The organism is Cutibacterium avidum 44067 (assembly GCF_000367205.1).
Taxonomy (GTDB): Bacteria; Actinomycetota; Actinomycetes; order Propionibacteriales; family Propionibacteriaceae; genus Cutibacterium; species Cutibacterium avidum.
The window spans coordinates 2218070-2233326 of record NC_021064.1 but is presented as its reverse complement, the minus strand read 5'-3'; the positions used below and the strand labels follow the sequence as shown (position 1 = coordinate 2233326).

The window sequence follows — 15257 nt, the reverse complement described above, 5'->3', positions numbered from 1 at the left end:
AGCAGCGGAGCTGGTCGTCGAGACCACCTCGCCCCTCGCCAGGTCCGGTCTTGTCGGGTCTTCTCTCACTCGGTCCGAGCCAGCCCGTCGGCAAGCACCCGGTTCAGGGTCGGACGGGTCGCCCACAGACCCAGCCGCACCATGCCTGCACCGATGAGAATGGTGCCGACCGTCACGAGGATCGTCACCGGCCTCAGGACGAGGGCCACCCCCACCATCGGGACGATCAGCAGTCCCGTGGCGACCAGGCCTGTCACCATGGCGAACCTCATTGGTGAGATGACGGTGATCCGTCGCACCTTGTCCTGGGTGGCCAGATCCATCCCGACGATGTCCAGACCCACCTCGACCGAGCGGCGGTCGAGAATCGCAGAGGCCTGGTTGACGCCCACCGAGCAGGCCACCGTGGCGAAGGCGAAGACAATGAGCAGGATGGTGCCGGTCTGCAGGTCCTGCCCGATGATCTGGGCAGCAGGGTCGGCGCTGGTGCCGTTGCCCGCCGCCTGCATCATGGCGGCCCCGGTTCCTGCGAGCATTCCCACCACGCACACCGCTCCCAGGGAGGCGACCTGGGTCCAGGCAGCCCGCGGGTTCTCCAGCACCTGACGGGCAGCGACCAGATCGGTGGCATTCCTGGCCTTGTTGAGGCGGTGCTTGAAGTACATCGACAACAGCTTGGGGCCGATGATGTTGGCGAGCTCGACGACGGCTCCCAGCAGGATGGCGAGGAAGACGTACACACCGACGACGCCGGTCTGACGTCCGAGGACGCTGAGTACAGCCTTCGAGGAGACGAGGACGAAGACGATGGCTCCCCCGATGGCCAGCCGAACCCATGACACCGAGCGAGGCTGACTGCGCATTCGCACTCCGAGGGGAGAGACGTCGACCCGTCTCAGACCAATGGCGGAACTGATAAGGGCGAGGAGTACCAGGGCCAGGATGGCCCCGGCCACCGGAGCGGGCCCGAGCAGGACCGAGCCCGCACCGATCTGGCTGCCGTTGAAGGACAGTCGTCCCAGTAGGGGCACGCAGATGAGGTAGCCGACGATGCCGAGCAGGGACCCGACGAGAGCTTGCAGGCCTGCCTCGACCAGTGTGACCACCCGCAACAGATGGGATGACGCCCCGATGAGACGCAAGGAGGACAGCCGATCGTCGCGACGTCGGGCGGACAACCGCGCGGCCGAGGAGGCCAGGGTCATCAGCGGCAACACCAGCAGGATGACGGCGATTGACGAGGTCAGCTTGTAGAAGGAGGCATTCTCACCGGGCAGGTGCCACATCATGACGGCACCGCCGGTGACGTCGAGGATGATCGTCGTGATGACCGCGAAGGCGACCACCGGCAGCCGCCAGGTCGAGTGATCAGCGGCCGAGGTGCGCAGGGTCATGCTGAGGATCGACGAGGTCGCCGGGCGTCCCGCTTTGGTCGCGAGTGGTTCGGGGACGGAGATCGACGGGATCTGCTGATCCGCGGTTCCCGGTTCAATGGTGGACTTCGTGGTCATGGTCACCACCTCCCGTCGGAATGGCGCATCTCGTCGGAGACGATCCGGCCGTCCTGCAGGCGCAGGATGCGCTGACAGCGGCGGGCGACGCCCTCGTCATGGGTGACGACGATGAGGGTGCGTCCCCTCCCGGTCGTCGCCGAGAGCAGGATGGACATCACCTCGACGGCAGTGGCCGAGTCGAGGGCTCCGGTGGGCTCGTCGGCGAAGACGATCGCCGGGTCGATGACCTGGGATCGGGCGATGGCCACTCGCTGCGCTTGGCCGCCGGAGAGTTGACCGATGCGTCGTTCCTCCATGCCTCCCAGTCCCATCGAGCTCAGCCACTGGACGGCGTACCCGACGGCCTGGGACCGAGAGGCGCCATTGAGCATGAGAGGCAGGGCGGTGTTCTCGACGGCGGTGAGCTCGGGGACGAGCATTCCTTGCTGGAAGACGAACCCGAGGGACTGGCGACGCAGTTGGGCCCGTCCCTCGCTGGAGAGACTCTCGACGTTGACGACGCGGTCGGGCAGACCCAGCTCGATGCTGCCGGAGTCGGCCGAGAGGATCCCCGACAGGCAGTGCAACAGGGTGGTCTTTCCCGATCCGGACGGCCCCATGACGGCGACCGACTGGCCGGCCGGGATGGCGATGTCGACGTGGTCGAGGGCACGAGTCGTCCCGTAGGTCTTCGTCAGTCCCAGGGTGCGGAGGTGAGCGCCGGGGACAGGTTCGGCGACGGCGTGAGGGTTGGGTCGGGTTGGCGTCAACATGTCATCCACCGTGCTGCCCGGGCCCCTCGTCGCACATCGTGCTGGCGGACGAATTGGAGGGTCCTCCTGTAGTGGGAGAACGGTGGTGTCACGGGCTCGGCTCCGATGATCATGGGAGCGTCGAGGAAGAAGATCAGCGCGCAGGGTTGTTCGCTGTCTCAGATTGGTGCCGTGACCAGAGTTGAATAGATCCCTATCCTCTAGTTGTTGTACGGCGCCCTGCGAGAGGCTGTAGCAATGGAATTGATGTCTCCACGCGATGCTTACATTTATTATTTTAAGTACTACCTCAAGATCTCATCCGAACTACGCAACATGGTACTGGGATTCTGGGTCAGTGACCCATTAGATATAGTGCAAGTAGTGTACAGAATCGAGGAAAGTAACCTCCTGCGCGGTAGGGCTCGCTACGAGCCAGTAGAGGACTGGGGAGACAAGATCCCGAATCCACCAAAAATAGAGACGATGGATCCAGATTCCATCGTAAGAGTACTTGATCATATTGACCCCGCAAACAACGCGATTCATCATATGGCAATGATGCTCGCCATAGATATTCGCGAACCTAGTGAAATACAAGTAATAAATAATGGAATCGGATGGATCGGCGAGCCGACAGATATACTTCCTGGCATGTATAAGGTCCCTTTGGATTAAAAGGTACACCTCCGGGAGCAATGAAGAGACTAGAAGAGATTAAAGGCAAAAATCTTGATCGGCCTCGCCATGGCCCGCCGCGTCGGCAGATCCCCATCGGCACCGGTCCCGACCGCACAGTCCCCGAACCCCTCGGATCGTCGAGGTCCCGTCGTATGGTGTGTCCATGACGACCAACGACCGCTCGCTCCCATCAGATCTGCCCTCTCAGCTGCTCATTGACGGAGAATGGGTGGACGCCGAGGCGTCCCGCACCTTCGACGTCCTCGACCCCTCCACCGAGAAGTCACTCGTCGCCATCGCCGATGCTTCCGTCAACCAGGGCACTGACGCCCTCGACGCCGCCGTCCGTGCCCAGGAGTCCTGGGCCGACACCTCCCCGCGTGAGCGCGGTGAGATCCTGCGCAAGGCCTTCGAGCTCGTCACCGAGCGCAAGGACGACTTCGCCAAGCTCATGACCCTCGAGATGGGCAAGCCGCTGGCCGAGTCCTACGGAGAGGTCGCCTACGGCGGGGAGTTCCTGCGTTGGTTCTCCGAGGAGGCAGTGCGCATTCGCGGTGACTACGGCCTGCTCCCGGAGGGCAAGATCCGCCAGCTCGTCACCAAGCGACCCGTCGGCCCGTGCCTGTTCATCACCCCGTGGAACTTCCCGCTGGCCATGGCCACCCGTAAGATCGCCCCGGCCCTTGCCGCTGGCTGCACGGTGGTCATCCGCCCGGCCTCGGCCACCCCGCTGACCACCCTGCTCTTCGCCAAGACCCTCGTCGACGCCGGTCTTCCCGCCGGGGTCGTCAACGTCATCACCGGTCGTGACCACGCCGTCACGGACGCCGTCCTGGAGGATCTGCGGCTGCGCAAGCTCTCCTTCACCGGATCCACCGGGGTTGGCGTCAACCTGTTGGAGAAGGCAGCCAAGCACGTGCTGCGCACCTCGATGGAGTTGGGCGGCAACGCTCCCTTCATCGTCTTCGACGACGCCGACCTCGACCAGGCCATTGCCGGTGCCAAGGGCGCCAAGATGCGCAACATGGGAGAGGCCTGCATCGCTGCCAACCGGTTCATCGTCCACGAGTCGGTGGCCGAGGAGTTCACCAACCGGATGGTCGAGATGATGTCCGGCCTCACCGTCGGGGATGGTCTGGACGAGAAGTCCGAGGTCGGCCCCATGATCACCGAGAAGGATCGTGAGAAGGTCGACGACCTGGTTCGTTCCGCGGTAGAGGCCGGTGCGACTGTTCGCTGCGGCGGCGAGATCCCTGCGGGCAAGGGCTGGTTCTACCCGCCGACGGTGCTCTCCGGTGTGTCCGCCGATGCCGAGATCATGCAGACCGAGATCTTCGGACCGATCGCCCCGATCACCACCTTCAGCACCGAGGAAGAGGCCTTGGCCATCGCCAACTCCGTCCCCGTCGGACTGGCCGGTTACGTCTTCACCGGCGACACCGCGCGGATCCTGCGGATGGGTCAGAAGCTGGAGACCGGCATGATCGGTGCCAATCTCGGTGTCTTCTCCAACGCGGCTGCCCCATTTGGTGGTGTCAAGGAGTCCGGTCTGGGCCGAGAAGGTTCCTACCAGGGCATTGAGGAATTCCTGGAGACGATCTACGTCGCTCTTCCGGCGTGACTCAAAGGACGTGATCTCGAGGGTGGGACGGTAGCGTCTGCCGGGTGGGCACCTCACGTCTCCGACTCATCACCGCCGTCCTCCTGACGGGGCTGGTGTCCGGACTCATCGGTGGCCTCATCGGCGAGCTGTCCCACCTCATCGAGGCCTGTGCCTTCGGTGCTCCCTTCTCCTCCTCGACGACCGGCGTCGGCGGGGTCGTCATGTGGCGACGGTTGGTCGCCCCGATCGCGGGCGCTGTCATCGCGGGCCTGACGTGGTGGTGGTTGCGTCCGCGTCCGTCAGGTTCGATCATCTCGGTACGCCAGGCTGTTGACATCGACTCCCCGAAACGTTTGCGGCCGATCGAAACCATCGTTGACGCCCTGGCCCAGCTCGTCGTCGTCGGGTCGGGAAGCTCCCTGGGCCGAGAGGCCGCGCCTCGTCAGATGGCTGCCCTGGCCGCCCAGGGGCTGTCCGACGGATTCCGCGTTGACGGCTCGACGAGACGAGTGCTGTTGGCCAGTGCCGCCGGGGCTGGTTTGGCGTCGGTCTACAACGTGCCGGTCGCCGGTGCCCTCTATGCCTTGGAACTGACGGTGCGTCCCGACCTGCGCACCCGGCGCGGTTGGGGACAGGTTGGGATTGCCGTCGTCATCTCGGTGCTCTCGACGGTGACGGCCTGGATCTTCAACCATGATCGGCCCATTTACCGCTCCCCGGTGGCCGAGGTCACCCCCTCCGGTCTGGGATGGATCGTCCTCCTCGTCGCAGTAGCCACCCCCATCGGAGCAGGGATGGGCGTGCTCTTCGGGGAGATGAAACGTCGCGTCCCGGTGACCTCCCGACTGTGGTGGACGGTGCCGCTCGGATCGATCGGAGTGACGGCCATCGCCCTCATGGCTCCCCAGGTGGTCGGAAACGGTCAGGTCATCGTCAATCTGGTACTGGCCCACCCCGTCGCCCCGGCCACGTTGGCGATTCTGCTCGTCGGGAAGATCCTCGCCACCACGGTGGCTCTGAGGTCCGGCGCTGCCGGCGGTCTGCTCACCCCGTCCCTGGCATCCGGTGCTCTCATCGGCACTCTCATCGCGGCAGCGGCGGGAATTGATTCCCCCTCCCAGGTCACGATGATGGCCATTGTGGGAGCCGGTTGTGTGCTGTCCATGACCCAGCGTGCCCCCCTGTTCGCGGTCGCCTTCGCCCTGGAGCTGACCCGTGCCGGGGCACTGGGTGTTCCGGTCGTTGTCGTCGCGGTGCTGCTCGGGTGGGCTGGTTTCGTCCTCATCGGCAAACGAGGGCCGGGGTTCCACGGAGGGATCGGTCGCGCTCCGGGGAATACATCAGGTTCGCGATAGTCTGACCTGGATGTACCAGCCGCCGCGCGGCGATCCTCCCAACCAAGGAAGGGCACATGACTCAGGATCTGGCTTCAGCAATCGCATTCCAGGTGCGATCGACCTCGGGACGTTCCGTCACCGCGTCGACCCCTATGGAGGTGTGGCAGGGGCTGTCAGCCTCCGTCGTGGGCCGCATTGCCGGCGACTGGGAGACCACTGACGCCGTCTACAAGGCAGGACGTCAGGAGCACTACTTCTCCGCCGAGTTCCTCATGGGACGAGCCCTGCTCAACAACCTGTCGAACCTCGGCCTGGTCGACGAGACCCGGGAGGCCCTGGCCAGCTTCGGCATCGACCTGTCCCAGGTGCTCGAGCAGGAGCCGGACGCAGCCCTCGGCAACGGTGGCCTCGGTCGTCTGGCCGCCTGCTTCCTCGACTCCTGTGCCACCCTGGAACTACCCGTCACCGGCTACGGCATCCTCTACCGTTACGGCCTGTTCAAGCAGCTCTTCGACAACGGTTTCCAGACCGAGCACCCGGACCCGTGGATGGAGGAGGGCTACCCCTTCGTCATCCGCCGCGAGGAGCAGCAGCGCATCGTCCGCTACGCCGACATGTGGGTGCGTGCCATCCCCCACGACATGCCGATCACCGGTTACGGAACTCGCAACGTCGGAACCCTGCGGTTGTGGAAGGCCGAGCCGATGGAGCAGTTCGACTACCAGGCCTTCAGCTCCCAGCGCTTCACCGACGCCATCGTCGAGCGGGAGCGCACCTCCGACATCTCCCGTGTGCTGTACCCCAACGACACCACCTTCGAGGGCAAGGTGCTGCGGGTCCGTCAGCAGTACTTCTTCTGCTCGGCCTCCCTGCAGGAGATCGTTGACAATTACGTCAAGCACCACGGCGAGAACCTCACCGACTTCGCCAAGTACAACTCGATCCAGCTCAACGACACCCATCCTGTGCTGTCCATCCCCGAGCTCATGCGCATCCTGCTCGATGAGCACGGCATGGGCTGGGACGAGGCCTGGAAGATCGTCACCCACACCTTCGCTTACACCAACCACACCGTGCTGGCTGAAGCCCTGGAGAGGTGGGAGATGCAGATCTTCGATCGCATTTTCCCGCGCATCTCCGAGATCGTCCGCGAGATCGATCGTCGCTTCCGTGAGGACATGGGCAAGCGCGGCCTCGACGGCCAGACCATCGAGTACATGGCTCCTGTCTCGGGCAACCAGGTGCGGATGGCGTGGATCGCCTGTTACGCCTCCTACTCGATCAACGGTGTCGCCGCCCTGCACACCGAGATCATCAAGCGCGAGACCCTCAAGGAGTGGCACGCGATCTGGCCGGAGCGGTTCAACAACAAGACCAACGGCGTCACGCCGCGTCGCTGGCTCAACCAGTGCAACCCGCGTCTGGCAGCCCTGCTGACCGAGGTCACCGGGTCCGACGCCTGGGTCAAGGACCTCTCGGTGCTCGCCAACTACACCGATTCCGTGGACGACTCGGTCTACGACCGCATCAATGAGATCAAGCACGCCAACAAGGTCGACTTCGCGGCCTGGGTGGCCGAGCGCGAAGGCGTCGAGATCGATCCGGATGCCATCTTCGACGTTCAGATCAAGCGTCTGCACGAGTACAAGCGCCAGCTGCTCAACGCCTTCTACGTGCTGGATCTGTACTTCCGTCTCAAGGACGACCCGACCCTCGACGTCCCCAAGCGGGTCTTCGTCTTCGGAGCCAAGGCCGCTCCCGGTTACATCCTCGCCAAGGCGATCATCAAGTTCATCAACGAGGTGGCTCGCCTGGTCAACGACGACGAGGACATCAACGGCCGCATCAAGGTCGTCTTCGTCCACAACTACAACGTCTCCCCGGCCGAGCACATCATCCCGGCCGCCGACGTCTCCGAGCAGATCTCGATGGCCGGCAAGGAGGCCTCGGGCACCTCGAACATGAAGTTCATGATGAACGGCGCGCTCACCCTGGGCACCCTGGACGGGGCCAACGTCGAGATCCTCGACGCCGTTGGTGACGAGAACGCCTACATCTTCGGTGCCACCGAGAAGCAGCTGCCCTCCCTCAAGCGCGGATACGACCCGCGCTGGCAGTACGAGAACGTGCCCGGTCTCAAGCGAGTCGTCGACGCACTGACCGACGGCACCCTCGACGACAACGGGTCCGGCTGGTTCCACGACCTGCGTCAGAGCCTCATGGAGCCCGGCTGGGAAGGCCCCGACGTCTACTACGTGCTCGGTGACTTCGAGTCCTACCGCACCGTCAAGGACGCTATGGCTGCCGACCATGCCGATGCCCGCGGCTGGGCCCGCAAGGCGTGGGTGAACATCACCCAGTCCGGCCGGTTCTCCTCGGACCGCACCATCCGCGACTACGCCGAGCAGGTGTGGAAGCTGGATCCGGCTCCGATCGACTGAGCGAGCGTCGGCTGACTGACGACGGCGGTAGCCGGGCTGCCTACGGGTGGCCCGGCTTCTCCATCTCCTCGTGTGTCGAGACTCGTGCCTCGGGATCCTTGATACGCCGGTGAGAAGGGATCAGCGCCACAGGGCCTTGGTGGCCAGGGCCAGCAGGACGGCCCACAAGGCCGATGCCATCGTCCCGATGATGAACTGCTCGATGGCCGCGCTGGATTCCTCGTTGGCCTCCTGAGCCCCGGTACCCGGAGTGGGTTGGGATTTCAGTTCGGCATAGCGGGCGAGGGTCTTGACGCCGAGGATGACGGCGATGCCGGCTGGATATCCGGTGAGAATGGCGGTGACGATGCCGAGTCTCTCCAGATAGCCGATCCACAGCCCGCCACGCAGCAGGCCCTTGTCACCGTCAGTGTGGACCCCGGCAGCGTGGAAGACCAGGGAGACGACGTACTTCCCGGCCCACACCGCGGCGATGACGACGAGGACGGCCGCGATCCTCATGGCGATGGTCATTGCACATCCCGGGCCAGGTCGACGGCGAGTTGGCGAGTCTGCACCAGGTACTCCCAGTGGGCACGGGTGAGACGTTGGCTGACGGCTGAGGTGCTGATACCCAAGGCTCGTGCGGTCTCCTCGTTGGTCATGGACAGATCGTAGGACGCGACGATGTCGCGAGAGGCTGGGCGCAATCCGCGTGCCAGGTCGACGACGACACTGGCCATCTGGGAGAACCGTCGCATGGCGTCGGTCCCGTCAGCGGCCACCTGGACATCAGCGCGACGGCGTCTGCACTCCTCGATGGCCTGACGGGCTTTGACGTATGCCGGTCCGCGCGCAGCTCTCGTGGAATCTGGCAGGGGAGTGACGACCTCGTCATGGGCGAGGCCAATTCGCCACGGCCCGCAACCGGCTGTCCACAGCGCATGGATGAGGGTGGCAGGGTCGGTCGAGAGGGCCTGGACCTCGTCCCCGGAGGTGCGTTCTGGTGGAAGGGTCCAGTGTGGCGTGCCGACGCGGTAATCCGTCGGGCTGACGAGGAGTCCCGGGGAGGTGAGGGAATCCAGGAGAGTGGGGACCTCGTCGTCATGACTGCGGCTTTCGAGCTGATCGGCCAGGATCACCCAGGCGAGCATGATCACATCCCCTCATTCGCACTTGAGGTCATTGCCTTAATCATAACAGCGTTAAGGAAAAAAGCTGAAGTGATTGATCGTGGGACGAGGTGGACCCTTACATCCGGCGAGTCTGTTGGTGACGTCATCCGTGGGAGGATGGAGCGCACCCGACACAGATCAGGAGTCGTCATGTCCAAGAAGAAGGTCGGCATCCTCACCGCTGGTGGTGACTGCCCTGGACTCAATGCCGCAATCCGTGGATTTGGCAAGGCAGCCATCCGACAGCACGACATGGAGCTGATTGGTGTTCAGGACGGCTTCCTCGGACTGGCGGAGAACCGCACCGTCACCCTGGGTCCGGGCGCTCTGTCCGGCATCCTGACTGTCGGCGGAACCATTCTGGGAACCAGCCGTGACAAGGTCAATCGCATGATCATTGCTGGTGAGGAAAAGGACATGGTCCCCACCATCGTCGACAACTACGAGAAGCTGGGACTGGATGCCCTGGTCACCCTGGGGGGCGGTGGCACTGCCAAGAATGCCTACAAGCTCGCCAAGGCCGGACTCAACGTCCTTCATCTGCCCAAGACCATTGACAACGACATCGTCGGGACCGATGACTCCTTCGGATTCTCGACGGCGCTCGAGATCGCCACGGAGGCCATCGATCGGCTGCACTCCACCGCCCACTCCCACCACCGCATCATCCTGGCCGAGATCATGGGCCACCGTGCTGGCTGGCTCGCCCTGGGGTCTGGCATCGCCGGCGGCGCCGACGTCATCCTGCTGCCCGAGGTGCCCTACAAGGTTGACTCCATCGTCGAGGCGGTGGAGAGGCGCCGGAAGCAGGGCCTCAACTTCTCCGTGATCGCGGTGGCCGAGGGAGCCCGCGACGAGGCCGACTCCGCTGCGATGGCTGGGGCCCAGGCCCTCGTCGATGCCTCGAAGACCCCAGAGACGAAGGCTGCTGCCAAGAAGGCCAAGAAGGACCTCGAACACTCGATGCGCGACAACACCCTCAAGCTGGCGACCCAGCTCGAGGAGGCCACCGGGCTGGAATCGCGAGTCTCCATCCTCGGCTACGTGCAGCGTGGCGGCATCCCGTGCGCCCATGACCGGCTGCTCGCCACTCGCCTGGGAACCATGGGCGCCAAGCTCGTTGACGACGGTGAGTTCGGCGTCATGGTGGCTGCCAAGGGTGGGGACACGATGACCGTTCCGCTCAAGGAGGTCGCTGGCAAGGTCAAGTACGTGCCCTCCAACCATCCGTGGGTCGAGGCAGCTCGCGAGGTCGGAACGGGCCTCGGCGATTGAGTTGTGATGCCCTTGGCCTCGGCCAGGGGCATTCGTCTGTCTGCCGTCCTTCAGGCTGCGGTGTGGATCACGCACTTTCCCCCTGGGTTGGCGTCAATGGTCGTCGCCTTCCCCGTCACGCCCTCGACGACCCCGCAGTGCAGGGCACAGACCACCTGCGGGTGACCGAGGGCCAGGTCGAGGAAGGGGCAGTGTCGAAGCACGATTCCCTCATCCTCGGGGGCGGGGGAGAAGCCCATCTCGTCGAGGACGGCGACGAGGTTCCCGGGGTGATGACGTCCCCAGCGCTGACCGATACGCGTGGCGGTCCCTGCCGGATCGTCGCTGGTGGCAATCTCCTCGACGAGCATCTGGGCCAGCAGTCGGTAGGCACGCGGTCCCTCGTCGTTGACGAGGGTGAAGACGGTGTGGGGTCGGCCCCGAGTGGTCCGGTGTTGGCGGGTGGTCTCCACTCGTCCCTGCTCGACGAGACGATCGAGGTGGAATCGCGCCGTCGAGGGGTGAATCCCCAGGTCAGCTGCCACGTCGGCGCTGGTGGCAGAACCGCCACGCTTCTGCAGGGCATCGGCGACCTCGTCGATCCGCTTCTCGGATCCCGGGTCTACCAGGCTGGTGTCACTCATCCCGTCACGTTTTCTCATGCCGTCACCTGAATGATGCCCCGGGCTCCGCGCTCCATTTCCACGAAGGAGTGGTTGACGAAGGTGTAATGGCCCGGTTCCTCGAAGACCATCTCGACGAAACCACCCTGGGCGCTGGACAGGTCGAGGGCCTGGCAGCCGCCGCCCTCCGGATTGCCACGCTTGAGGGTGTAGGCGCCCTCCTTGAACACGGTGTCGAACTGGGTGCCGACGACGTGGAAGGAGCAGCCGCGACTCGGGCCGGCTGCCAGCACCCAGATGCGTACCCGCTCACCGACCTTGGCCTTCAGCGGCTCGAAGACGTACTGGTTGGCGTGACCGTTGAATATCGTCAGGTCCGGGGTCTCGTTGGCGATCTTGGCCATGTTGACCTCGGCCCCGTTGTGCTCGCTGAGGTAGGTCTCCGACTGCACCAAGTAGTACTCGCGATCGGCGCGCGGCAGGTCATGCGGGGGGACGATGACGGCACCGAACATGCCAGCCGCGATGTGGGCCGACATCGGCATGGTGGAGCAGTGGTAGAGCCAGATTCCGGCGCGGTGAAGGGTGAAGTTGTAGTCGACTTCCTGGCCCGGTGCGATGGTGCGCATCACCTCGTCGGGGGAGACGGTACCGGCGTGGAAGTCCAGGGAGTGACCCATCGTCCCCCTGTTGACCAGGTGTACCCGCATCTCGTCGCCGATTCGGGCGTGGATGACCGGTGCCATGTAGCGACCGTTGTAGGTCATGGCGTCGATGGTCGTCCCCGGGGCGATCTCCTGCACGGATTCCTTCGCGGTCAAGGTCATCGTGTGGACGCGTCCGGCCAGCAGTGGGGGGACGACGGCGTCACGGGTCGTGAATCCCCTGCCAGGAGCCTTGGTGAGGTCGATCTTGCGGCGAGGATCGGCCGAACCCATGCGGTCGTCGTGCTCGGCGCCTCCTGGCATGCCATTGACCTGGACCTTGAGCACCATGCCCATCGACTTGTGGCCGACGATGGTGCACCAGCCCTCGGTCGGGCCGGTGATGACTCCCGCCTTGACAGTGGCATGGGCCCCCGGGTCGAGGCGTGGTGAATGAGCGCCATTGGCGAACTGTAGGTCGTGGACCTGATTGGGATCCTTGTTGGTGATCTCGACGACGAGCTCGTCACCGGCCGGCACGCTGATCGTGCTGGGGTGGTACCTCATCCCCTCGGTCGTGACGTTGGCCGTCGTGGTGTGTCCGGTGGGGGAGACCTTCCCGACCACCGCAGCGGGGCCGTCGGTGCCCTCGGTGGGCGCGTTCTGGTCCAGTCGGTGACCAACGGCGGCTGCCGTCAGGGCGGTGGCAGCACCGGCAAAGGCCCCGACGAAGGAGCGACGATCAGTCGGAGCGGTGGGAGCCGGGTCGACGGTCTTGGGCGTGATGCCGGTGACGGTGGAACGGTTCGGGGCGTCGGATTCGGTGGATGTGGTGGCTGTGGGCTTGGCGGCAGGTGAGTCGGCTGCTCTCTCGGGGGAGGCCCTAGGGGTTCCTCCCTTCTCGGCAGGGGTAGCCGTCCGAGCCGCCATCTGGCGTCCCTTCTCCTTGAGCAGGGGGACGCCGGTGCGCACCATCGCTGCGGTGGCAGGCAGGAAGGTGGCCAGTCCGACGACGGCCATCACCATGCCGAGGCGACGAGTCCAGGTACCCATGGCGAGCACCCACAGCAACAGCCCGGCATTGGTGATGGTGGCTCGCAGCGCTCCGAAGGCGTGCATTTTGGCATTGGTCGCCCGGACGATCCTCGGCCCGCCACCCATGACCATCGGCATGAGGTAGCTCATGGCGCCGATGAGGAGCTGGAGCAGGAAACCGACGATGACGGGCACCGAGAGGGTGAAGATGTCGTCAGCCAGCAGCCCGGTGCCCTTGGAAGCGAGTTTCCAGGCCAGCCAGACGAGCCACACCAGCATCCAGCAGATGGCCGCCCCCATGGTGAATCCGGGGAAGTCACGCGGCGGCTTGTGGACGGCACAGGCCACGAGGTCTCCGAGCACGATGCAGACGCCAATGATGTGGGCAGTGACGCCGACGGCAGCGAGCCACCACAGCCCGCACAGGGCACTGACGGTGGTGACGGCGACCGCGGCCATCATGACGTAGAGGGAGTACCTGCCGTGGCGATCTTGGGCGGGTTGCATCTTGGTGCGCAGCACGGTTGGCCACAAGGTGATGAGGGTGCCGACGACGGTCAGACCGACGAATCCGAGCAGGTTGAGGGCCTGGTGGGCGACGAGCAGACGGGTTCGCCACGGCTCGACGGGGGAGAAGGCCATGATCGCGCCGAGAGTCGCTCCCAGGGGCAACAGGCAGGCGGCCGCGCAGTAAAACCTCACCGTGGAGTCGAAACGACCGGGGAGGGCGTGGCGAACCTGATGGCCCAAGTCAAAGGCGTACCAGGTGAGCATCGAGCCGACGATCACTGCTCCTACGACCGTCACCCACGGCCAGTCCGCCACCATGCCGACACAGGTGACGATGATGCCGGCCGTCAGCAGACGGATGCGCAAGACCTGACGACTGCGATCAGCCTCGGTGAGGTTGTTGTGCAGGATCGCCTCGGTGAAGTACTGGCCCCACACCATGATCGAGGTCGTCGCGACGCCCAGGGTGACCATGTGGACCAACAGCCAGCGCGACTGCGGGATCCACCGGCTCACGATCGCCACGATGAGCAGGGCCGCCAGCCACCCGGAGACCGGACGGGACGCCTTGCGGTGCCAACTGCGCTTGTTCGTGTCCGGCTTGCGGCCGACCGACGCGGACGTGATCTCAGCCATGGTCCCTCCTGAGGGGGAGTGTCGTGTGTGGGGTTGCAGGCTTCGGGTGGGTGTCGGGCCGACTTCGCGAACGAACATGGGTGGCCACGACGGCCACCAAGGTCAGCAGGCTCAGGACGTTGACGACACCGCCAGCCTGCACGGCGGTGGGACGATCCAAGGCGTCACCGATGCCGATGCGCACCAGCAGGGAGGCCTCCAGCAGGAAGGCCGGCAGCCAGAACCACGTCGTCCAGTTCAGTCTGACGCGCAGTACCGCGGGGAGGATGATCGGGGCGTGGCCGAGGATCATCCCCATCGTGAATCCTAGGAAGACTGAGTGGACGACGGCGTCATAGGCCCGTCCGGTGGTGAGGAGGCCATTGACCGTCCAGATGAGACCAGCCAGACCTAGCCACAGGTAACCGATCATGAGCAACAGGCCGATGTAGGCCGCCTGCCCACCACGCTTCAGCCCGCCGCGGGCGACGTCGTTACGGCACAGCCACACCGCCAGAGCAACGAGGACGAGTCCGAGCAGTCGGTATCCGATCTGGGGGCTGGCGACCGAGACGAAGAGAGCGGCCACGACGGTCAGACACAGAGCGGGGAGGGCGCGATTGCGAGTCATCGTCAGACGGGAGAGTTCCAGCCTCTCGCCGCAGATCGTCAGGATGAGGTAGCAGGCAAGCCATCCGATGACGTCAGGGACGTCGGCCCCTGAGGTGAGCAGGGCGGCTGCACCGGCGGCGCAGAAGGCGCCGGCAATCTGGATGACGGTGGCGTCGTCGTGGCTGCGTTTCCACAGCGGGACATATATGCCCAGCAGGCCGAACTGCGCCAGGGTGAGCAGGGCCAGGCCGAACCGGGGAGGTATGAGGGGCACGAGGAGGGCGACCACGCCGAGTCCCGAGACCAACGGGACGAGGTAGCCAGGTTTCTTCCCCAGGGCGACGGCCCGTTCCAGGCAGATGACGGTGCCGACGAAGCCGAGCACCATGAGGGGTCCGTGCCAGTCCGACAGCCGTGACGACATCACCGGGGACCAGACGCCAAGAAGTAACAAGGCGCCGTCAAGGCCCGCCAACAGGGAGATTCCGGCCCCGACCATGAGC

The 15257-nt window shown here is 64.9% G+C and carries 12 protein-coding genes; 5 read left to right on the top strand and 7 right to left on the bottom strand.

Going from position 1 to position 15257, the window contains the following annotated elements:
* Window positions 1–65 precede the first annotated feature (65 nt).
* Both PALO_RS10230 and PALO_RS10225 read right to left on the bottom strand, forming a co-directional pair.
* The gene (locus tag PALO_RS10230) at window positions 66–1511 is read right to left on the bottom strand and encodes an FtsX-like permease family protein (protein WP_015583490.1); all 1446 of its coding nucleotides are present in this window, start codon (window positions 1509–1511) and stop codon (window positions 66–68) included.
* Window positions 1512–1513: 2 nt separating this feature from the next.
* Entirely contained in the window at window positions 1514–2266 is a 753-nt protein-coding gene (locus tag PALO_RS10225; RefSeq protein ID WP_004810197.1) for an ABC transporter ATP-binding protein, read from the bottom strand.
* A gap of 207 nt (window positions 2267–2473) precedes the next feature.
* Between PALO_RS10225 and PALO_RS12145 the strand changes: the two genes are divergently transcribed.
* The 4 genes from PALO_RS12145 (at window position 2474) to PALO_RS10205 (ending at window position 8307) form a co-directional block, all read left to right on the top strand.
* Window positions 2474–2923: a hypothetical protein gene (locus tag PALO_RS12145; protein ID WP_231097122.1), complete on the top strand. Its 450-nt coding sequence runs from the start codon at window positions 2474–2476 to the stop codon at window positions 2921–2923.
* A 166-nt stretch (window positions 2924–3089) separates the two neighbouring features.
* Window positions 3090–4547: an NAD-dependent succinate-semialdehyde dehydrogenase gene (locus tag PALO_RS10215; protein WP_015583487.1), complete on the top strand. Its 1458-nt coding sequence runs from the start codon at window positions 3090–3092 to the stop codon at window positions 4545–4547.
* Between the two features lie 44 nt (window positions 4548–4591).
* Window positions 4592–5884, top strand: a complete 1293-nt coding sequence (locus PALO_RS10210) for a chloride channel protein (RefSeq protein WP_015583486.1) — start codon at window positions 4592–4594, stop codon at window positions 5882–5884.
* 56 nt (window positions 5885–5940) lie between these two features.
* Complete coding sequence (locus PALO_RS10205; RefSeq protein ID WP_015583485.1) at window positions 5941–8307, top strand: glycogen/starch/alpha-glucan phosphorylase; 2367 nt, start codon at window positions 5941–5943, stop codon at window positions 8305–8307.
* A 120-nt stretch (window positions 8308–8427) separates the two neighbouring features.
* On the opposite strand, the gene PALO_RS10200 is transcribed toward PALO_RS10205, so the two are convergent.
* Entirely contained in the window at window positions 8428–8820 is a 393-nt protein-coding gene (locus tag PALO_RS10200; RefSeq protein WP_004810206.1) for a hypothetical protein, read from the bottom strand.
* Entirely contained in the window at window positions 8817–9440 is a 624-nt protein-coding gene (locus tag PALO_RS10195; RefSeq protein WP_015583484.1) for a sigma-70 RNA polymerase sigma factor region 4 domain-containing protein, read from the bottom strand. Before PALO_RS10195 ends, PALO_RS10200 begins: the two co-directional genes overlap by 4 nt.
* 138 nt (window positions 9441–9578) lie before the next feature.
* On the opposite strand from PALO_RS10195, the gene PALO_RS10190 reads away from it, so the two are divergent.
* Window positions 9579–10736 carry a 6-phosphofructokinase gene (locus PALO_RS10190; protein WP_051048761.1) on the top strand — a complete coding sequence of 386 codons (1158 nt, stop codon included), beginning with the start codon at window positions 9579–9581 and terminating at the stop codon, window positions 10734–10736.
* A 50-nt stretch (window positions 10737–10786) separates the two neighbouring features.
* On the opposite strand, the gene PALO_RS10185 is transcribed toward PALO_RS10190, so the two are convergent.
* Genes PALO_RS10185 through PALO_RS10175 form a run of 3 tightly spaced genes read right to left on the bottom strand, consistent with a single transcriptional unit; the run spans window position 10787 to window position 15253 of the window.
* Entirely contained in the window at window positions 10787–11377 is a 591-nt protein-coding gene (locus tag PALO_RS10185) for a helix-turn-helix transcriptional regulator (protein ID WP_004810210.1), read from the bottom strand.
* Window positions 11374–14163, bottom strand: a complete 2790-nt coding sequence (locus PALO_RS10180; protein WP_015583481.1) for a multicopper oxidase domain-containing protein — start codon at window positions 14161–14163, stop codon at window positions 11374–11376. Before PALO_RS10180 ends, PALO_RS10185 begins: the two co-directional genes overlap by 4 nt.
* The gene (locus PALO_RS10175; RefSeq protein WP_036910075.1) at window positions 14156–15253 is read right to left on the bottom strand and encodes a hypothetical protein; all 1098 of its coding nucleotides are present in this window, start codon (window positions 15251–15253) and stop codon (window positions 14156–14158) included. The genes PALO_RS10180 and PALO_RS10175 overlap by 8 nt, the downstream gene beginning before the upstream one ends.
* Between the last annotated feature and the right edge of the window lie 4 nt (window positions 15254–15257).